Raw genomic sequence first — 17,169 nt, 5'->3', positions numbered from 1 at the left:
TGGGGGCGCGTCCACGTCAAGGGGGTCGCGATTCTCGCTGGAGTTTCGCGGGATAGGGGCGTTGCGCCGGCACGAGGCGAGGGGCGCCTCCGCTTCCCTGGCGTCTTCGGTGGCGAGGCGCGCGCGCTGTGGCCTTGCGCTCACCGCGGGAACCTGAGAGAGGAGCTCCATGAACGGGAAGGTCTGCATCGTCACCGGCGGCAACACGGGCATTGGCAAGGAGACGGCCCGCGGCCTCGCGCAGCGCGGCGCGAAGGTGGTGCTGGCGTGCCGCGACACGGGCAAAGCGGAGGCGGCGCGCGACGACATCGCGCGCTCCACCGGCCGCAAGGACGTGGAGGTGATCGCGCTGGATCTCGGGAGCAAGGCGAGCATCCGCGCCTTCGGCGAGCGCTTCCGCGCCGCGCACGAGCGCTTGGACGTCCTGGTGAACAACGCCGGGGTGTGGCGGAGCGCGCGCGGCACGACCGAGGACGGGATCGAGGCGACGTTCGGGGTGAACCACGTGGGGACGTGGCTGCTCACGCAGGACCTCCTCCCGCTCCTGAAGAAGAGCGCGCCGTCGCGGGTCGTGGTCCTGTCCTCGAAGCTGCACTACCGCGGCCGGATGGACTGGGAGGACCTGCAGTTCGAGCGGCGAAAGTACGGCACGACCGCGGCGTACAGCCAGTCGAAGCTCGCGAACGTGCTCTTCACCAAGGCGCTGGCCCGGCGGCTCGAGGGCACCGGCGTCACGGTCAACGCCGTCCATCCGGGGGTGGTCAGGACGGACCTGATGCGCGATTATCCAAAGCTCCTGGTGAAGCTCTTCAACCTGTTCCTGCTCACGCCCGAGCAAGGGGCCGAGTGCTCGTTGCATGCGGCCACGGCGCCGGAGCTGGCCGGGGTGACGGGTGAGTACTTCGAGAAGAGCCGTATCAAGCCGGCGGCCGAGGCGGCGCTCGACGAGGCCGCGCAGGAGCGGCTCTGGAAGCTGACCGAGGCGCTGGCGGTGTAGCGCCCGCCGCGGCGCGCGGCCGAGCGCGACGCTCGCAGAGCAGGCAAAGGCACCGATGCTGCACGAACCCGAACGCCACGAGGCATTGAACTCCGTCGCATGGGACGAGGACGTCGCGCGCGACGCCATCCAGGGCATCGTTCGCGACACCGAGGCGCGCTCCTCGGAAGACGCGTACTGGCCGCTGCACCCGAAGGACATCGCGCCCGGCGACGACCCGAGCCAGCCGGCGCTGCCGCTCTACCACGGCGCTTCAGGCGTCATCTGGGCGCTGCGCTACCTGCATGCGGTGGGGGCGGCGCCGGGCGCGAGGCGCACTACAGAGCAGCTCGACGCGCTCTTGCCACGCAACCGCGCGTGGCTGGCCTCGATGCCGGGCGATGAGAGCGCCGCGTTCATGATGGGGGACACGCCCATCCTCCTGATGGCGCAGGGCGAGCGGCCCACCGAGGAACGAGCCGACCGGCTCGCGGCCCTCATCGAGCGCAACCTCGATCACCCGGCGCGCGAGCTGATGTGGGGGGCGCCCGGCACCATGCTGGCGGCGTCGTTCTTGCACGAGCGCTTCGGCGACGCGCGCTGGGCCGATCTCTTCCGCCGCACCGCCGCGCGCCTCTGGTCGCAGCTTCAGTGGTCCGACGAGCACGGTTGTCATTACTGGTCGCAAGACCTCTACGGCCGCCGAAGCACCTATCTCGACGCCGTCCACGGGTTCGTCGCGACCGCGCGTGCGCTCCTCCATGGCCGGCACCTCCTGGACGCCGGCGACTGGGCAGCCTGGGAGCAGGCCATCGCCACCACGATCGGGCGGACAGCCACGCGAGAAGGCAGGATGGCCAGCTGGCCAGCGCAGCTGGCTTTACAAGGCGATGCCCCGTACCCCCGGCTGATGCAGTTCTGCCACGGCGCGCCCGGCTTCGTCATCTGTCTTTCCGAACTCCCCAGCCCCACGCTCGACGAGCTCCTGTGGGCCGCCGGCGAGGCGACGTGGGCGGCCGGGCCTCTTTGCAAAGGCTCCAACCTTTGCCATGGCACAGGCGGAAACGGCTACGCCTTCCTCAAGCTCCACGAGCGCACGGGCGACGCGCTCTGGCTGGATCGCGCGCGCGCCTTCGCGATGCACGGCATCGTGCAGACGCAGGAGGACGCGCGCCGGTATGGACAGCTGCGCTACTCGCTCTGGACGGGCGATCTGGGGTTCGCGGTCTACCTCTGGGACTGCATCCGCGCCAAACCGGCTTTCCCGACGCTCGATGTCTTCTATCCGCCCGCGTAGCGAAGCCCTGGAGGCGCTGCGGTCACGCCTGGCTCAGCGGGTGTTGGAGCGGATCTCGCGAACGAAGAGAGAGTAACGCAAAGGCGCCAAGGCGCAAAGACGCAAAAATACACGAGATCTGTTCTTTTTTTTGCGTCTTTGCGTCTTTGCGTCTTTGCGCCTTTGCGTTGAATTCTCTCTCTCCGGATTCATTGCCAGGACGCCTGGCGGACGGAATTAGGGGCAGCTCGGCCGCCACGCGTCGTCGGCGAAGTACCTGGCGATGAGGTCGTGGAGCGGGCGATCGTAGTCGCGCAGCTCGGCCCGGGTGTCGATGTCGTTGTGGATCCCGTTCGTGGGGATCGCCTCGGTGTTGGCGTCGAACCAGGACTGGACCCCCTCGGCCCAGTATTCGTCCTTGTTCGTCGCCGCGTAGGTGTTCTCCCATTTCCCCGCCTGGAGCGCGGCATCGAACACGTCCTCGAGCTCCCCGTTGAACGTCGGCTCGACGAAGGCGATGCCCATGATCGCGATGGCGTGCGAGAACTCGTGCACGCCGCGTCAGGCACCTTCTCGGAGCTGATGACGGGAATCCCCGAGGCGTCGACGTACTTCTCGTAGAAAGGGTCGAACCCCAGGTCGGGCGGCATCTCCGAGACGCTCCCGCACTCGCCCTCGGGCTCTCCTCCTCCTCCGCCGGCCCCGGCGCCCGTCGCGGCGCTGGAGGTCGCGCCCTCCGCCGCGCTCGAGCTGGCCTCCGCGGCGCCGCCGGAGCCGCCGCTGCCGGCTGGACCCGCGCCGCCGCCGCCTGCGCCGCCCTCGCCGGCCGGCGGCTCAGAACAGGCGGCCAGGGCGCACGTGAGGAGAGCGATCAAAGCAACTCGTTCATGCACGCTTTCACGCATGCGCGCGAGGCTACAAGAGCTGAAGCCAGCATCCAAGTCGCGCGCCCGACGAATGGGCAGTTGATGGTGTCAGCCGGCGCGGCCCCCTGGCGGTGACGGCGCAGGAGCTGGCACAGCCCGGCGCACGGCGAGCCGCGCTGCGCGGTCGAAGCACTGGATTCCACGAGCTTTCTGCGTCGCGCCAGGCGCCGGTGCGCGCGGCACGCCGCGTGCTGGCGGAGCGGGCATGACGGTGCAGGAACGACGGGAGCACGCATGATGGAGCGCTCACCCAGCGATCACGTTCACCCTTTGTCCCAGCCGCGCATTGGTGCGGCCCTCCTGTCGCTCGCCCTTGGCGTCGGCTGCTCGGGCGAGACCCGGCTCCCGGCGGAGGAGCACCCACCGGAGACGAAGGTGTGCGACTTCGAGCTTCCTGTGGCCGCCTCGCCTGCGCTGAGCGGCGATCTTCGCATCAACGAGGTGATGACCGGCAACGACGGCGCCTGGGTCGACGAGGTCGGCGAGACGGACGATTTCATCGAGCTGATGAACATCGGCCAGCGCGCGCTCGATCTCGGGGAGTACGCGCTGAGCGACAAGTCCGGCAAGGCGACACGGCTGCCGAAGCTGACGCTCGGGCCGGGGCGAACGGCGCTGTTCTGGGCCGACGACACGCCGGAGCAGGGCCCGCTGCACCTGCCGTTCAAGCTCTCGAACTCGGGCGCGCGCGTGGCGCTGTGGTCGTCGTCGTGCCTGCTCGCCGACCTGGTGAATGTGCCGGAGCTGCCGCGCTCCGAGAGCTACGCGCGCTTGCCCGACGGCACGGGCGAGCTGTCGATCTGCCGCTATGCCACGCCCGAGCGAGAGAACGGCGAGACCTGCGGTCCGCCGGATCCGCCGAACCTCGACGACAGCATCCGTTTCGCGCCTTTCCAGTGGCCCGAGCCGTTCCCGGCCATCGCCGGGCCGCTGGTCATCTCCGAGCTCTCGCTGCGGCCCGCGGGGTTCGTCGAGGTGCTGAACGCGAGCGGCGCGCCCGTCGCGCTCGACGGCTTCGCGCTGCGCCTCGCGGCGCTCTCTCCGGGGCAGGCGCCGCCCGGCGCCGATGCGGGCGTGCTGCTCGCGTGGCCCGAGCCGTCCGCCGCGCTCGCGCCCGGGGAGCGGTTGAGCGTCCCGGTGGGCGCGAGCGACACGGCCGAGCTCGAGGCCTCGCCCGATTTCGAGGGCGTGGCGACGCTGTGGCGCGAGGACGGCCCGGAGCCGAGCGATCGCGTCGACTTCATGGCCTGGCCCGAAGGCGCGTCGCTGGCCCGCGTGCCCGACGCCACCGGGGCGCCGCGCTTCTGCGGGGCGGCGAGCCCCGGCGCCGCGAACGAGGGCTGCGCCGAGCTCCCGGGGCGGGAGCTCGCGAGCGGGCGCGCGCACCGGCTGGAGACGGCCGCGGACTTCGCCGAGCTGGCCGAGGGCGGCACCGCGGTCGGTGAGCTCGGCGTCAAGTTCGTCGTCGACATGGCCGCGAACGACACGGTGCACCTCCTGAGCACGCGCCAGTGGGCGCTCCACTACACGTTCGTCCGCGAGCAGATCCGGAAGGAGCCCCACCTCGATCGCTGCGATCCCGAGCAAGCCGCGGAGTTCAACGTCGGCTGGGGCTTGTTCAGCCAGACCGAGTACTTCCGGTCCGAGGGCCGTCGCTACCTCCTCGGCACGCTGGTCGAGCACACCAACGGAGCCAAGACCGTCGAGTTCTCGCCCGGCGACCAGATCGTCGGCGAGCAGATGCGGCGCGCGTTCTTCGCGGCGATGAAGGCGGTGCCCGACCCGGAGGCGTGGGCGATACGGCCCACCGAAGGGCGCCAGATCATCGAGCTGCGCGCGATCGAAGGGACCGCGCCCATCGTGGGGCCGAACGCGCCGTACAAGGGGCTCACGTACCAGTCGCTCAACCCGGCCGAGGGCTTTGGCACGCTGACGTTCGTTCCGGCGCGCGACCTGGAGACGGCCGAGCTCGGGCCGAACGTGATCGTGGTGACCGACGACGTGCCGAACGAGACCGCGTTCATGGGCGGCCTCATCACCGAGGCGTTCCAGACGCCGCTCGCGCACGTGAACGTGCTGGCGCGCGGCCGGGGCACGCCGAACATGGCCCTGCGCGGCGCGCGCGGCGACGCGCGCCTCAAGGCCCTGTTCGGCAAGCTGGTGCGGCTCGAGGTGCGCGCGTCGGACTTCGACATCCGCGAGGCCACCGCGCAGGAGGCGGACGCTTACTGGGAGAAGCGCAAGCCGACCGGCGCGCGGCTCGCGCCGGCACTCGACCGCTCCGTGCGCGGGATCGTGCCGCTCGACGCCGCGGGCTACGCCATGGGCGACAGCATCGGCGCCAAGGCGGCAGGCATGGCCGAGCTGTACCGCGTGAGTGGCGTGGGGCAATATTGCCCGCTCGACCTGCTGCCGCTGTACGTGCCGCCCGCCGCGTTCGCGATCCCGTTCTCGCACTACATGGATCATTTCGAGGCGAGCGGCGCGGCGGAGCTCCTCGCCGAGCTCGAGCAGGATCCCGAGTTCCGCGCCGATCCGCACGCGCACGCCGAGGGCCTGGCCGAGGTGCGGGCGCGGATGCTGGCGCACCCGGTGGACCCTGCGATCCTGAGCGAGGTCACGGGCGCGATCGAGCAGCGCTTCGGCGGCGACCGCGTGCGCCTGCGCAGCAGCAGCAACACCGAGGATCTCGCGACCTTCAACGGCGCGGGCCTGCACACGTCGACGAGCGGCGATCTGGACGCCGAGTCGAGCTCCATCGGGGACGCGCTGCGCACCGTCTGGTCGAGCCTGTGGAACACGCGCGCTTACGACGAGCGCGAGTTCGGCCACGTCGAGCAGGCGCGCGCGGCCATGGCCGTGCTGGTGCACCAGGCCTGGCAATCGGAGCGCGCGCAGGGCGTGGCGATCAGCCGCAACGCGCTCGACGCCACCCGCGACAGCCAGTACTACATCAACGCGCAGATCGGCGAGGCCTCGGTCACCAACCCCGCGCCTGGCGTGACCAGCGACGAGATCGTGTACACGCCGCCGCCCCGCACGATCAAGGCGGAGTACCACACGCGCTCGAGCCTGTCGCGCGGGCGCGACGTGCTGTCGTTCCCGGAGGTCCAACGGCTCGGGTGCGTGCTCGAGTCCGTCCACGCTCATTACCGGCCGCTGGTGGACCCGGAGGGGGAGAACCACCTCTACGCGATGCAGATCGAGTGGAAGCTGATCGGCCCGGAGCGCCGGCTGCTGGTCAAGCAGGCGCGGCCCTACAGCTTCGGCGCGCTGGAGGCGCCAGGCGACTGCCGCGAATACTAGGCTCGACGCCTCCCTCTCATTCGAGGAAGACCGTGATCGGATGCAAGCTCCTGGTGGCCGGGCGGTTCGCCGGATCCGTGAAGCAGGAAGGGTGGTAGATGCCGTTCTTGGGGGCAATGGGGTCGCAATAGCTGCTACACGGGCCAAGGAGCTGGATCTCCCCGCACGGCTGGATGGCGCCGGTCGTCTCGTCGATGTGCCCGGCGGCGCAGTCGCGAAGCGCCGCGCGTGAGCTCGCATCGTTCTCTGGAACATGGCAGGCATAGAGCGCCGGCGAGCTCCCGTAGATGTTGCCCCAGAACGCGCCCTCCTCCCTCGTGAACGTGGACACCTCCGGCGAGTTTTGCTTGTTGAGCGCCTTCGTGGGTCCACGCGAAGAGAGCGCGACCGAGACCCTGTAGTAGTTGGTGCGCGCCGCGAGGCACGCCGAGACCCAGCGCTGTCCGTCCCCATCCAGCGGGTCCCACGCCCAGCTCCTCGCGAGGCCGAGCACGCCTGTGTAGATCTCGTCGTGATAGACGCCAGAGGCGTCGATCCAGCCGAAGCGGAATGATTGCGAGCTTTCGAGGGCGCATTCGACGGCGTACCTCAGGTGCTCGCGTGAGATCGCGCCGTTCGGCCCGGGGTCCAGGATCGCGGTCAGCGCCTGCGAGCCAAGGGAGATGACGCTCAAGGCGCCGATGGCCAGCGCGTTGGGATTGAGCGCGTTGGGGTTCAGCGCGTTGGGATTGAGCGCGTTGGGATTGAGCGCATTGTCGGCCTCCAGCGCGCTCTGCGCTTTGCCCAAGGGCTCTTCCAGCCACTCTCCGTCCTCGCCGCATCCGGTTCCGGCCAGAACGATGAGCGGTATCAGACCTACCATGGTATTTCGAGCCATATCAGTCCCCCACTGAAAGGCTGCAATTCTGGTAATAATGGCAGAGTTTACTGAGGGTGTCGAGTGAGCGGGTCGAAGTAATGGCGTGAGGTCTGACGGACAGACGTCTGGAGCGTGAGGGGGACTTCGATGGCGTCCTCTGTTCCGCCCCTGGACGATCTCGGGTACGTCGTTGGCGGCGAGGAGTTGGCGGCGAGGAGTTGGCGGCCAGGAGTTGGCGGCGAGGAGGTTGACCGGCGCTCGGCGCGGGGGCGCCTCGGCGGTTCCTCCGGTGCTTGTCGAGCGTTTACAGGCGCGCCGTCGACCGTTAGTTTCGCGAGCAGCGAGGTGCCCATGTCCACATCTGCCGAAGATCCGACGTCCGACGAATCCCTTACCCCCGTGCGCTGGGGCGTCCTCGGGGCGAGCCACTTCGCGTTGACGGTCAGCCTGCCCGGCATGAAGCGGGGGCCGCTGACCCAGCTCGCCGCGCTGGCGTCGCGCGACATCGGCAAGGCGCGCGAGGCCGCGCGGTCGCTCGGGATCCCGAAGGCGTACGGCAGCTACGATGAGCTGCTCGAGGATCCGGAGATCGACGCCGTCTACAACCCGCTGCCCAACCACCTGCACGTGACGTGGACGGCGCGCGCCGCCCGCGCCGGCAAGCATGTCCTGTGCGAGAAGCCGATCGCGCTCAGCGCGAAGGACGCCGAGGCGCTCGTCGACGTCCAGCGCGAGACGGGCAAGCTGATCGCCGAAGCGTTCATGATCCGCAACCACCCGCAGTGGCAGCAGGCCAGGGACTGGGTGCGAGGCGGCCAGATCGGCGATCTGGTCAGCGTCCAGGCGGCGTTCTCGTACTTCAACCGCGACGCTGCCAACATCCGCAACAAGAAGGAAGTCGGGGGCGGCGCGCTCTACGACATCGGCTGCTACGCGGTGAACACGTCGCGCTTCCTGTTCGGACGCGAGCCCGTGCGGGCGCTCGCGCTCGTCGAGCGCGATCCCGAGTTCGGCACCGATCGCGTGACCTCGGGCCTCGTCGACTACGGCGGCGCGCACCTGACGTTCACGTGCAGCACGCAGGCGGTGGCCTACCAGCGCGTGAACGCGCTCGGTACCAGGGGGCGCCTCGAGATAGAGATCCCGTTCAACGCCCCCGCCGACCAGCCGTGCAAGGTCTTCCTCGATGACGGCTCGACGCTGAACTGCAGCTCGGCCAGGGTCACCTCGTTCCCCGCCGTCGACCAGTACCACCTGCAGAGCGAGGCGTTCTCGCGCGCCATCCGCGCGGGCGGTCCGGTCGAGAATTCGATCGAGGTCGCGGTGGGCAACATGCGGGTCATCGACGCGCTCTTCCGTTCCGTCGAGAGCGGGCGCTGGGAGAGGGTCTAGCGGCGCGTCAGCGCGTGACGGCGCCGAGCTCCACGAAGGCTCCGTCGGTCATGACCACGAAGGGGCGCTCGTCGAAGGTCAGACCGCCCTTGCCGTCGTGGTCGACGATCTGCAGCTTGCCCATGCCGTAACCCATCGGGCCGCGCGCGTAGTAGTGCGCCTGCAGGGTGTACCGGCTCGCTCGCTGCTCCCGGGGCGCGCGGATGGTGAAGCACTCGGGCCCGTAGCCGGTGGTCACGTCGGCGTAGAGGCGCCCGCCGCCTGGCAGCGCCGGGTCGCCGTAATAGGCGTGGCCGCCGCGGTCGTCCCGGATGTGGAAGTCGACGTCGTTGGCGTCGGTCTCCCAGTTCAGCACGAAGCGGAGCGAGGGCGCGCTTTCGAGCGCGGCGCCGGCCTTCGCGAGCCGGGCCAGGATGGCCGCCCGGCGCGCGGGCTCCGCCTTGAGCCACGCCGCGGCGACCAGGCCGAGATCCTCGCGCAGGATGTTCTGCACGCCCACGAAGCGCCCCGGCGGGTAGCGCCGCGCGACGCCCGCCGCGAGCGCGTCGAAGGCGGCGGCGTGCTCGCCCCGCTTGAGGCGGGCGAACGCGAGCAAGCGGTGGCTCGCGGGGTGGTCGGGGCGCTGCTCGCGCGCCTTCTCGTAGGTGTCGACCGCCAGCTCGAGGCCGGCGCCGCCCGCGAGCCGCTCGAGGCGCGCGCCGGCGAAGCGGCGGAGGTCCGCGCGCGCCGGGAACAGATCGATCAGCGATCCGTACGCGCGGGCGGCGCCCGGCGTGTCGCTCGCCGCCTCGAGCGCCTCGCCGAGCGCGACGAGCGCGAGCACGTCGCCGGGGGCCTCCGCGTGCCAGGCCCGGGCGTCGCGCGCGGCGGCCGGCGCGTCGCCCCGGGCGAGGGTGTCGTGGATCTGCTTGAAGCGGCCGGTGTACGGCTCGGATCGAGGGGGGGCGGCGTCGTCGGCCGCGGCCGGCGCGGGCGCGGGCGCGCCGCTCGGGGGCGGCGAGAACAGGAGCGGGTACACCACGTCGACGCTGCCGCCCTCGGGCGCGGGGAAGGTGAGGTCGCGGAAGGCGCGGACCACGCAGGAGACCGCGGCGCTGTCGGGCAGATCGGAGCCGCCGTCGCGCGCGTTGACGAGCGCGCCGCGCGGGTCGATGGTGAAGCGCACGACGACGCGGCCTTGCAAGCCCGCGTCGCGCTGGAGCCCGTGCTCGTAGCAGAGGCGGAAGCGGCCGAAGCTCTGGCGGACGATGCGCTGGATCACCTCGGGCGGGAGGCGGCCGCTCACCTGGGTGGCGCCCGCGCGGACCTGCGGCGCCCTGGTCCGGTGGTCGCCGGCGAGGCGGCCGTGCCCGCTGCCGAAGCCCTGGCCGGTGCCCGTGGCCGACATGGCGCTCGGCGCGGGCGCCGCGGCCCCGCTGCCGTGGCCAAGGGTGCCGATCTCGCCGAGGCCGATGCCCTCGCCGCGGCCGCCGCCGCCCTCGCCGACGCCCGATAGCCCGAGCCCGCCGGCGCCCGACGGCGCGAGCACGTCCGCGCCGAAGGTGTATTGGCTGTCCGCGCCCGCAGGGGGCGCCGGCGGCGCCGGGGGAGGGCGCAGGGCAGCGCTCTCGCCAGGGGAAACGCCGGCGCCCTGCTCGGAGAGCACCTCGGCGCGCTTGCCAGGCGAAGCGCCGGCGACCGGGCTCTGGGCCGGCGCGGGGGCCGGCGGCTTCCCGGCCTGCGGCCGCGAGCGCTTCCGCACGGCGACGCGGCCGCCCTCCACGGTCAGGATGTCGGAGAGCCCTCGCCGGGCGATGTCGAAGCGCGCGTAGTCGTGCTCGGTCTCCAGCACGAGCAGCGCGGTGTACGGGCTCAGCACCCGGTGCGCGATCGAGAGGTCGATGATCTGCTTGCGGATCGCGTCCTTGTCGCCCCCGGCGCCCTCTCGGGCGAGGAGGCCGTCGATCTTCGCCCGGGCCCAGGAGCGCTCGAGCAGCGGGCGCTCCACGCCGCGGAGGTCGGGCGTCGTGGTGCGGCCGTCGACCGTGAGCCGGACGGGCAGCTCGGCCGGCACCTCGGCGTAGACGAGCGCCTCGTCGCCGGGCTGCACGCCGTTCAGGGTGCGGGGCCAGACCCAGCGCGCGCCCTCGATGTTCACCGCGATCCCCGAGCGCGTGGCCGAGCCGAGGCGCCGCTCGATCTCGGCGGCGCCGCGCGCGCCGTCGACCACGGCGCCGTCGCGGGGCAGGCCCGCCGCGACGAGCTGCCGCAGCGCGGCCTCGTCGCGGAGGCCGCCGAGCGCGACCGCGTCGAGCCGCTCGACCCCCGCGCCCCGCAGCGCCGCCGCGGCGCCGCGCAGCGCGCCCGGCGCGACCTCGCCCGCCGTCGCGATGCCGTCGGAGAGCAGCACGACGCGCCGCTGGCCGCGGGCGCGCGCGCGTTCGCCGGCCCAGCGGAGCGCGCGCCCGAGATCCGAGGCGCCGAGGGCCTGCCGCTCGCGGATGCGCGCGATCTCGACCTCGCCGAACGCCGACGCCGCGCCGTCGAAGACGGGGGAGACGGCCTGGTCGTAGCAGGCGACGGTGAGCGGTGCGCCCGGGCCGCCCGCCTGGGCGACCGCCCGCGCGATGGCCGCGAGCACGCCGAGCTGCTCCTCGAGCCCGAGCGCGCGTGAGGCGCTCGTGTCCACGAGGATCACCGCGGAGGCGAGCGGATCGGGCCGCGCGTCCACCGGCGCGCTCACGCGGGCGAGCACGAGCTCGCCGCTGCGCAGGCCGCCACGCGCCTCGATCGACGTGAGCCGCGCGGGATCCACCACGAAATCGGCCTCGGGCGCGGCGTCGTTCCGGCGCAGCGCGTGGACGGGCGCCGCGGCGCCGGCGACGGTGGCCTCGATGTCGAGGCGGCTCACCGTGGGCAGGCCGCGCAGCGGGACGGCGAAGGGCGCGTCCGGGCGGAGCTCCTGGGAGTACGCGAGGACGATGTGCTTCACGCCGCGCGCCGGGATGGGGAAGACCCGCGCGCTCACCTCGTTGCCCGCCGCCTGCTCGAGCAGCGCAGGGTCCTGCTTGCGGTGGAGGAAATCCTCGTACGCCTCGCGCGCGCGCTGCCGCTCGACGACCTCGCCCTCCTGCCACCGGTCGTCGATCTTCATGGCGAGGCGCCCGACGCTCGCGCCGGGCGGCAGCGTCACGCTGAAGGTGCCCTCGAGCACGCGATCCTCGGGGTTCTCGAAGGTGAGGTGCAGCTCGGCGAGCGCGAGCGGCGCCTCGATCACCGCGCGGCCGGTGAGCGCGACGAGGCGCAGCCCGGTGCCGTCCGCGGCGGTGAGCCGGAACGGCGCGGCCTCGGCGCGGCGCGCCGCGACGGCGACGGCGACGGCCGGCGCGGCGGGCAGGGGGAGCGGCGCGGCAGGCCCGGGCCCGCGCGAGAGCGAGGCGGGGGTGGCGGGCGGCGAGGGGCTGTCGGCGCAGCTGAGGAGGGCAGGGACGAGGGCGGCGATCGCGGCGAGCGCAGCGCGGCTGCGGAGGAGGGCTCTGGGCACGGGGGATCTCCGGTCGTTGCGCGGTGGGCCGAGCCGGAGCGCGGGCCCGCCGGCGGTGGGGCTGGGCGATCGACAGCCCGGGCGGGCCTGAAGTTCCCGCCTCGCGCCGCTCAGTCGCCAGTTCGAGCAGGTCCGTCGTGGTTCATCGAGTGGCGCTGAGCGCGCAAGGCCCCGTCCGGCATGGCCAGTTCCAGGTACGACAGCACCGGCGCACCGGCGTCGGCTAACCGTGTACGCCCGCTCTCGTCGCGAGCTCGTACACTTGCGCGGCCCAGGCCAGGACCGCGTGCGCAGCGCGGGCGGCGGGGTCCTTCGCGCTCATCGCGTCGAGGATTGCGAGTACCCGCCGCCGCCCTTCTTCGTCGCCGTCGACCCAGCGGTTCATCGCTTCCTCGAGCGGTGAGATGCGGCAGATCGGCGCGCGGTCTTCGGGCGCTTCAGGCTCGCTCTGCCATCCGGGAGTCGCCTCGTCCAGGACCGATCGAGCGAACGAGAGGAGCGCCGTCGCCACCTTGCCCGTCGGAGCGCTGTTGTAGGCATTGAATCCTTCTTCGATGAGCGCCTGCACGTGCTCCTTGCTCAACGGGACAACACGCCATTCCATTCGTTGAATCAATGGTTCGAGCTTCGATCTTTGGTCCTCGGATTCCACTCATCCCCCGCTTCCTACGCCCGGCAGGGTCGTGTTCAGCGGTGAGCGCTCGACGTCCTCCCAGTCGGATCCGCGTGCAGGGCTATCGCCACCCTCTTCGTGCTGTAGCGGGAAGCTCGTCAGGCCGGCAGCGCGACGCGCGGGCTCGGCCCCCGCCCCGGCGCGAGCGGGGAGCGGCGATCGCAACCGCACCGCTGGCTTGGCTGTGGATGGTCAGCCGACCCGTCAGCGAAGCTGCCTGAGCATCTCTTCGCGCTCCGTGGCGAGCCGACCGCGCGAGAACTCCTCCGCGTGTGCCTCGAGCAGCCGGTGCGCCTCGAGATCCGCCTCTGGGCTGCGAGCCTCGATGGCCGTACGGGCCTGGCTGATCAGGCTCCTCTCGCGCGCCGCCGCTCGCCCGCCTCCCTCGCATCGAAGGGCGCCGCCCTGGCGAGGTCCTCCGCGAGATCGCCGTCCTGGCGCAGACGACCGAGGACGGCGGCGGGTAGGCCCGCCGTTCTCGACGCCGAGGCCCGCCGCGATCGAGTGCTCTCAACCGAGGCGCGCGCCGTCTTGCAGGTGCTCGACGCGACCGGTACCACGTCAACTGCGACAAACAGCCGCGCGCGGCGAGGCGCTGCACGGGATCGCCGAACTCGCGCCCACGAAGGCGGCGAAAAACCTGCGCCTGCGCAGTGCCCGAGGCAACGTGCCGCATGAGCGCTTCGTCTCCAGCAGCGCCGGCAGGCGACGACGAGGTATCTCCGGCGAGATGCGACGCGCCACAGCCAAGCCGCCTCGCCCGCGAGACGCGCCCGCAGCCGCACGTAGCTCGCCCGTCTGCCGCGATCCCCGCGGAAGCGTGTTTGCTCGGCGAAGTGGTCCGCGCCCCCCCCGCGGCAGGCCGGGGCAGCACCAACCGGCCGCAGCACCCCCGTGCAGGGCCGCGGTGACGTCGAGCGAAGGATCGAGTATTCTTCTCTTGGACATGGGAATCCGGAAAGTTGGACAGATGTCGCTCCCTCGAACCGGGATGGTCAACAACGCCTCGCTGCGAGTAAAACCGCCGTCGTTGGACAAGCGCCCTGAAGCGACCAGGTTCCGCGTCGAAGATCTTCTGGGCATGGTTCCCGAGGGCCGAATCCGCGTCCCACAGTTTCAGCGCAGATGGCAATGGGGCCCAAAAAACGTCGAGGAGCTATTTGATAGCATGTACCGGGGCTACCCTGTCGGCACGCTACTGCTGTGGAAGCGCAGAGGCGAGCAGGCTACGCTGCACCTGGGCCCTCACTTGTTCACAGTCCCGCAACGCGATGACGCGCTGTGGGTGGTAGATGGACAGCAGCGCCTCACAGCTCTCGTCGGCGTGCTCACCGGCCAACCCGACACAAATATTAGCCCAGGGTTCGATCTCTATTTCGATCTGAAAACACAGGCATTCACTCGCCCTGCCCGCCACCGGCAGCCGGAACCCGACTGGATCCCGATGCGGGTCGTTGTGGATGCAGAAAACCTCTTTGCATGGGTGGATGAGTACAGGAAGCAAGACCCCCCCAAAGAACGAGTTCAGCTCGCCTTTCGACTCGGCAAGCTCATTCGCGAATACGAGATGCCGGCTTACGTGGTGGACACGGACGACGAGCAAGTACTTCGACAGGTCTTTAGGCGAGTAAACACGTCCGGAAAGCCACTCATGGAAGCAGATGTGTTCGACGCGCTCTACGGCACGATCGGACAAGCTCAACCGGGTGAGCTTCGGGAAGTAGCGGAGCGATTAAAAGAAACCAGGTTTGGCGAATTCGAGGCAAATTTACTCCTGAGATCCCTTCGTGCCTTACTCGGCCAGGACGTGGCAACCGACTACGACCTGCGCTTGCCGGAGGGGGCTAATCCTGGCGACGCGCTGGCCCGTACGGAGCGTGCGCTTCATCGAGTGGTCACGTTCTTTCGGGAAGACGCGCATATCCCGCATATTCGTCTCCTGCCGTACGAGATGACCGTCGTCACACTAGCAGTGTTCTTCGATCGACACCCGGATCCGGCGCCGCGTTCGCGCGAACTCCTAGCCCGCTGGGTCTGGCGTGGAGCGATTACCGGCGCTCACCGAGGCGATACCGTGGCACTGCGGTCAACTCTTGCAGTAGTTCGGGACCAGAAAGAGACGACGTCGGTAAGCGCTCTATTGAGGGCATTGCCCGAACAACCAAATATCGAGCCAAAGCTTGATCGTTTTAACTTTCGGACCGCTCGGTCCAAGCTGGAAACACTAGCGCTCCTTGCTCTCGATCCAAGAGATTTGTCAACCGGTCGCCCGGTAACGGTCACCAAGTTATTTCGCAATAATGGGCGCGAAATCCCGCCTGCGCTCATCGATGTGCGGTCCGAATCGATGCACGAGCTCGAGCTGTGCGCGCTAACCGTCGCCAATCGAATCGTGCACCCTCCAATTCAATCACGGACACTTCGCGAGCTTGCGCAAAGTGACGTCAATGAGGACATTCTCAAGAGTCACGGAATCTCTCGCGTCGCGTGGAAGAAATTGAAAAGAGACGACGCGCTTGGCTTTCTGACCACCCGGGGAGAGAAACTGAAGGAGCACATCGAGGCCTTTCTGACCGCTCGCGCAGCCTGGGTCCAAAGCGATCGACCCGCGATAAAATCACTGGTAATCGCAGATGACTGACGCATCGAATCTCCTGATAAGGCTACACGAGATAGACGTTGGCGTCCTTCGAAAAGGTTCGCGAACAAGCTTTTCTTTCTCACGCCCCTATATCGACCTCCCCCGTAGACCTGTGCTTGGCCAAGCGTTCGAGGACGACCTTCGTCGTCGCCGCCTGGGCGGTGGTGGGAGACTGCCTGCATTCTTCTCGAATCTCCTCCCGGAGGGTGCACTTCGTGAGCGGCTGGTGAGCGCGCTCAAGCTAAGCATTGCGCAGGAGTTCAAGCTGCTAACGGCGTTGGGCGAGGATCTTCCTGGTGCGATCGTAGCTACGCCTTTCGATGAAGAAGGCTCGGGAGACGAAGCAATCGCCGCAGAGGACGATGAATCACCGCCATCGCCGCCGAGGGAGGCTGGAATGTTTCGGTTCTCACTCGCAGGCGTACAACTCAAACTTTCGATGCTGCGCGAAGATGAGCGTCTGACGGTACCAGCCTCGGGTAGTGGCGGGAAATGGATCGTCAAATTTCCGAGCCCGGTTTACTTGGCGCTACCCGAGAACGAGCACGCGACGATGACGTGGGCCCAACGCGCGGGCCTGCGGGTGGCAGAGCAGGAGTTGGTGCCACTGGATCGACTCGATGGCGTACCGCAAAATTTGCTCGGCGGGCTCACCGGAACGGCGTTCGTCACACGTCGTTACGACCGCTTGGATTCAGGCCAACGTATCCACCAGGAAGACTTCGCCCAAGTCCTCGATGTATATCCCGAAAAAAAGTACGATGCCACCAACTATGAGACGATCGCAAACATCATTCTCCGACTATCAGGCATCGATGCGCTTTACGAGTATCTGCGACGCTTGGTCTTCATAGCGCTCAGCGGCAACGGCGATGCTCACTTGAAGAATTGGTCTCTTTACTATCCAGATGGCATCAATGCGGAGCTGTCGCCCGCCTACGATCTCGTGTCCACTGTTCAGTATGTTCAGACTGAAAATCTAGCGCTGAATCTCGCCCAATCTAAGCTGTTTGGCAACGTCTCCCTGGCGAGTTTTCAGCGGCTTGCTCGCAAAATCGGCGCCAATGAGGACAAGATCACTGAGCTGGTGCGCTCCAGCGTGGCAGCGACGCTTGCCGCATGGCGCGAGTTACAAAGCCACCTGGCTGTGCCCGACATTTACCTGAAGCGAGTCAATGAGCACCTTGACAACATTCCGCTAGCACGTGCTGGCTAATCGAGCGCGGAGATCTGCCGCCCGCCCTTGCCAGCAGCGATCGAACAGGCGCGGGATGTCTTCGGGCCGGATCCGTCGGCTGTCTGCGACGTCACGACCAGCATCCAGGAGCTCGCGCCCGTGGTGGTCCAGGCGGACCACGACACCCTGGCGCGCGGGCTCTTTCGCGTGCTGGTGAGCGCCATCCGGGCTGCGCGCCGCGGCGTCGTGCGCCTCGCGCTCCGGGCGAGGCCGACGGACGGAGAGCTGTGCGTCACGCTCTCACCGTCGTCCTGGCGCCGCGGCCGCCGCTTACGACAGAAGCGAGCCATCACCATCGCCGATCGAACGGCGTCGTCCCGGCGATCCGATCCTTGCTCCGCGCGCCGCGAGCGGATTGAC

11 protein-coding genes are annotated in these 17,169 nt (G+C 69.5%); 6 read left to right on the top strand and 5 right to left on the bottom strand.

Annotated elements, in window-relative coordinates:
• Positions 1-169 precede the first annotated feature (169 nt).
• Positions 170-997, top strand: coding sequence for an SDR family oxidoreductase (locus WMF27_RS26710; protein ID WP_437766048.1), 828 nt, complete (start codon positions 170-172; stop codon positions 995-997).
• Positions 998-1,052: 55 nt separating this feature from the next.
• The gene (locus tag WMF27_RS26705) at positions 1,053-2,273 is read left to right on the top strand and encodes a lanthionine synthetase C family protein (RefSeq protein WP_437766049.1); all 1,221 of its coding nucleotides are present in this window, start codon (positions 1,053-1,055) and stop codon (positions 2,271-2,273) included.
• Positions 2,274-2,489: 216 nt separating this feature from the next.
• On the opposite strand, the gene WMF27_RS26700 is transcribed toward WMF27_RS26705, so the two are convergent.
• Positions 2,490-2,807 carry a hypothetical protein gene (locus tag WMF27_RS26700; RefSeq protein WP_437766050.1) on the bottom strand — a complete coding sequence of 106 codons (318 nt, stop codon included), beginning with the start codon at positions 2,805-2,807 and terminating at the stop codon, positions 2,490-2,492.
• A 641-nt stretch (positions 2,808-3,448) separates the two neighbouring features.
• On the opposite strand from WMF27_RS26700, the gene WMF27_RS26695 reads away from it, so the two are divergent.
• Complete coding sequence (locus WMF27_RS26695; RefSeq protein ID WP_437766051.1) at positions 3,449-6,484, top strand: PEP/pyruvate-binding domain-containing protein; 3,036 nt, start codon at positions 3,449-3,451, stop codon at positions 6,482-6,484.
• Between the two features lie 16 nt (positions 6,485-6,500).
• Here the strand turns inward: WMF27_RS26695 and WMF27_RS26690 are convergent, their stop codons facing one another.
• On the bottom strand, positions 6,501-7,271 hold the full coding sequence (locus WMF27_RS26690; protein ID WP_437766052.1) for a hypothetical protein: 771 nt from the start codon (positions 7,269-7,271) through the stop codon (positions 6,501-6,503).
• A gap of 423 nt (positions 7,272-7,694) precedes the next feature.
• Here WMF27_RS26690 and WMF27_RS26685 point away from each other — a divergent pair, with 423 nt between their 5' ends.
• Positions 7,695-8,735, top strand: coding sequence for a Gfo/Idh/MocA family protein (locus tag WMF27_RS26685; RefSeq protein ID WP_437766053.1), 1,041 nt, complete (start codon positions 7,695-7,697; stop codon positions 8,733-8,735).
• Positions 8,736-8,742: 7 nt separating this feature from the next.
• On the opposite strand, the gene WMF27_RS26680 is transcribed toward WMF27_RS26685, so the two are convergent.
• Together WMF27_RS26680 and WMF27_RS26675 are read right to left on the bottom strand one after the other, a co-directional pair.
• Positions 8,743-12,258: an AgmX/PglI C-terminal domain-containing protein gene (locus WMF27_RS26680; RefSeq protein WP_437766054.1), complete on the bottom strand. Its 3,516-nt coding sequence runs from the start codon at positions 12,256-12,258 to the stop codon at positions 8,743-8,745.
• Positions 12,259-12,481: 223 nt separating this feature from the next.
• Positions 12,482-12,910 carry a hypothetical protein gene (locus WMF27_RS26675; protein WP_437766055.1) on the bottom strand — a complete coding sequence of 143 codons (429 nt, stop codon included), beginning with the start codon at positions 12,908-12,910 and terminating at the stop codon, positions 12,482-12,484.
• 1,012 nt (positions 12,911-13,922) lie between these two features.
• Between WMF27_RS26675 and WMF27_RS26670 the strand changes: the two genes are divergently transcribed.
• Complete coding sequence (locus tag WMF27_RS26670) at positions 13,923-15,572, top strand: DUF262 domain-containing protein (protein WP_437766056.1); 1,650 nt, start codon at positions 13,923-13,925, stop codon at positions 15,570-15,572.
• Complete coding sequence (locus WMF27_RS26665) at positions 15,565-16,788, top strand: type II toxin-antitoxin system HipA family toxin (RefSeq protein ID WP_437766057.1); 1,224 nt, start codon at positions 15,565-15,567, stop codon at positions 16,786-16,788. Before WMF27_RS26670 ends, WMF27_RS26665 begins: the two co-directional genes overlap by 8 nt.
• Here the strand turns inward: WMF27_RS26665 and WMF27_RS26660 are convergent.
• The gene (locus WMF27_RS26660) at positions 16,785-17,045 is read right to left on the bottom strand and encodes a hypothetical protein (protein ID WP_437766058.1); all 261 of its coding nucleotides are present in this window, start codon (positions 17,043-17,045) and stop codon (positions 16,785-16,787) included. The two genes, WMF27_RS26665 and WMF27_RS26660, sit on opposite strands and share 4 nt — an antisense overlap.
• Positions 17,046-17,169: the final 124 nt, after the last annotated feature.

The organism is Sorangium sp. So ce281 (genome assembly GCF_051527395.1).
In the GTDB taxonomy this organism is placed as follows: Bacteria; Myxococcota_A; Polyangia; order Polyangiales; family Polyangiaceae; genus Sorangium; species Sorangium cellulosum_B.
The sequence above is the reverse complement of the archived record's forward strand: the minus strand, read 5'-3'. Positions and strand labels throughout refer to the sequence as shown.

Excerpts from the sequence above, each read along its gene's own strand:
- WMF27_RS26710 (WP_437766048.1), top strand. The coding sequence starts at position 170 with ATGAACGGGAAGGTCTGCATCGTCACCGGCGGCAACACGGGCATTGGC.
- WMF27_RS26665 (WP_437766057.1), top strand. The coding sequence starts at position 15,565 with ATGACTGACGCATCGAATCTCCTGATAAGGCTACACGAGATAGACGTT.
- WMF27_RS26705 (WP_437766049.1), top strand. The coding sequence starts at position 1,053 with ATGCTGCACGAACCCGAACGCCACGAGGCATTGAACTCCGTCGCATGG.
- WMF27_RS26670 (WP_437766056.1), top strand. The coding sequence starts at position 13,923 with ATGGTCAACAACGCCTCGCTGCGAGTAAAACCGCCGTCGTTGGACAAG.
- WMF27_RS26685 (WP_437766053.1), top strand. The coding sequence starts at position 7,695 with ATGTCCACATCTGCCGAAGATCCGACGTCCGACGAATCCCTTACCCCC.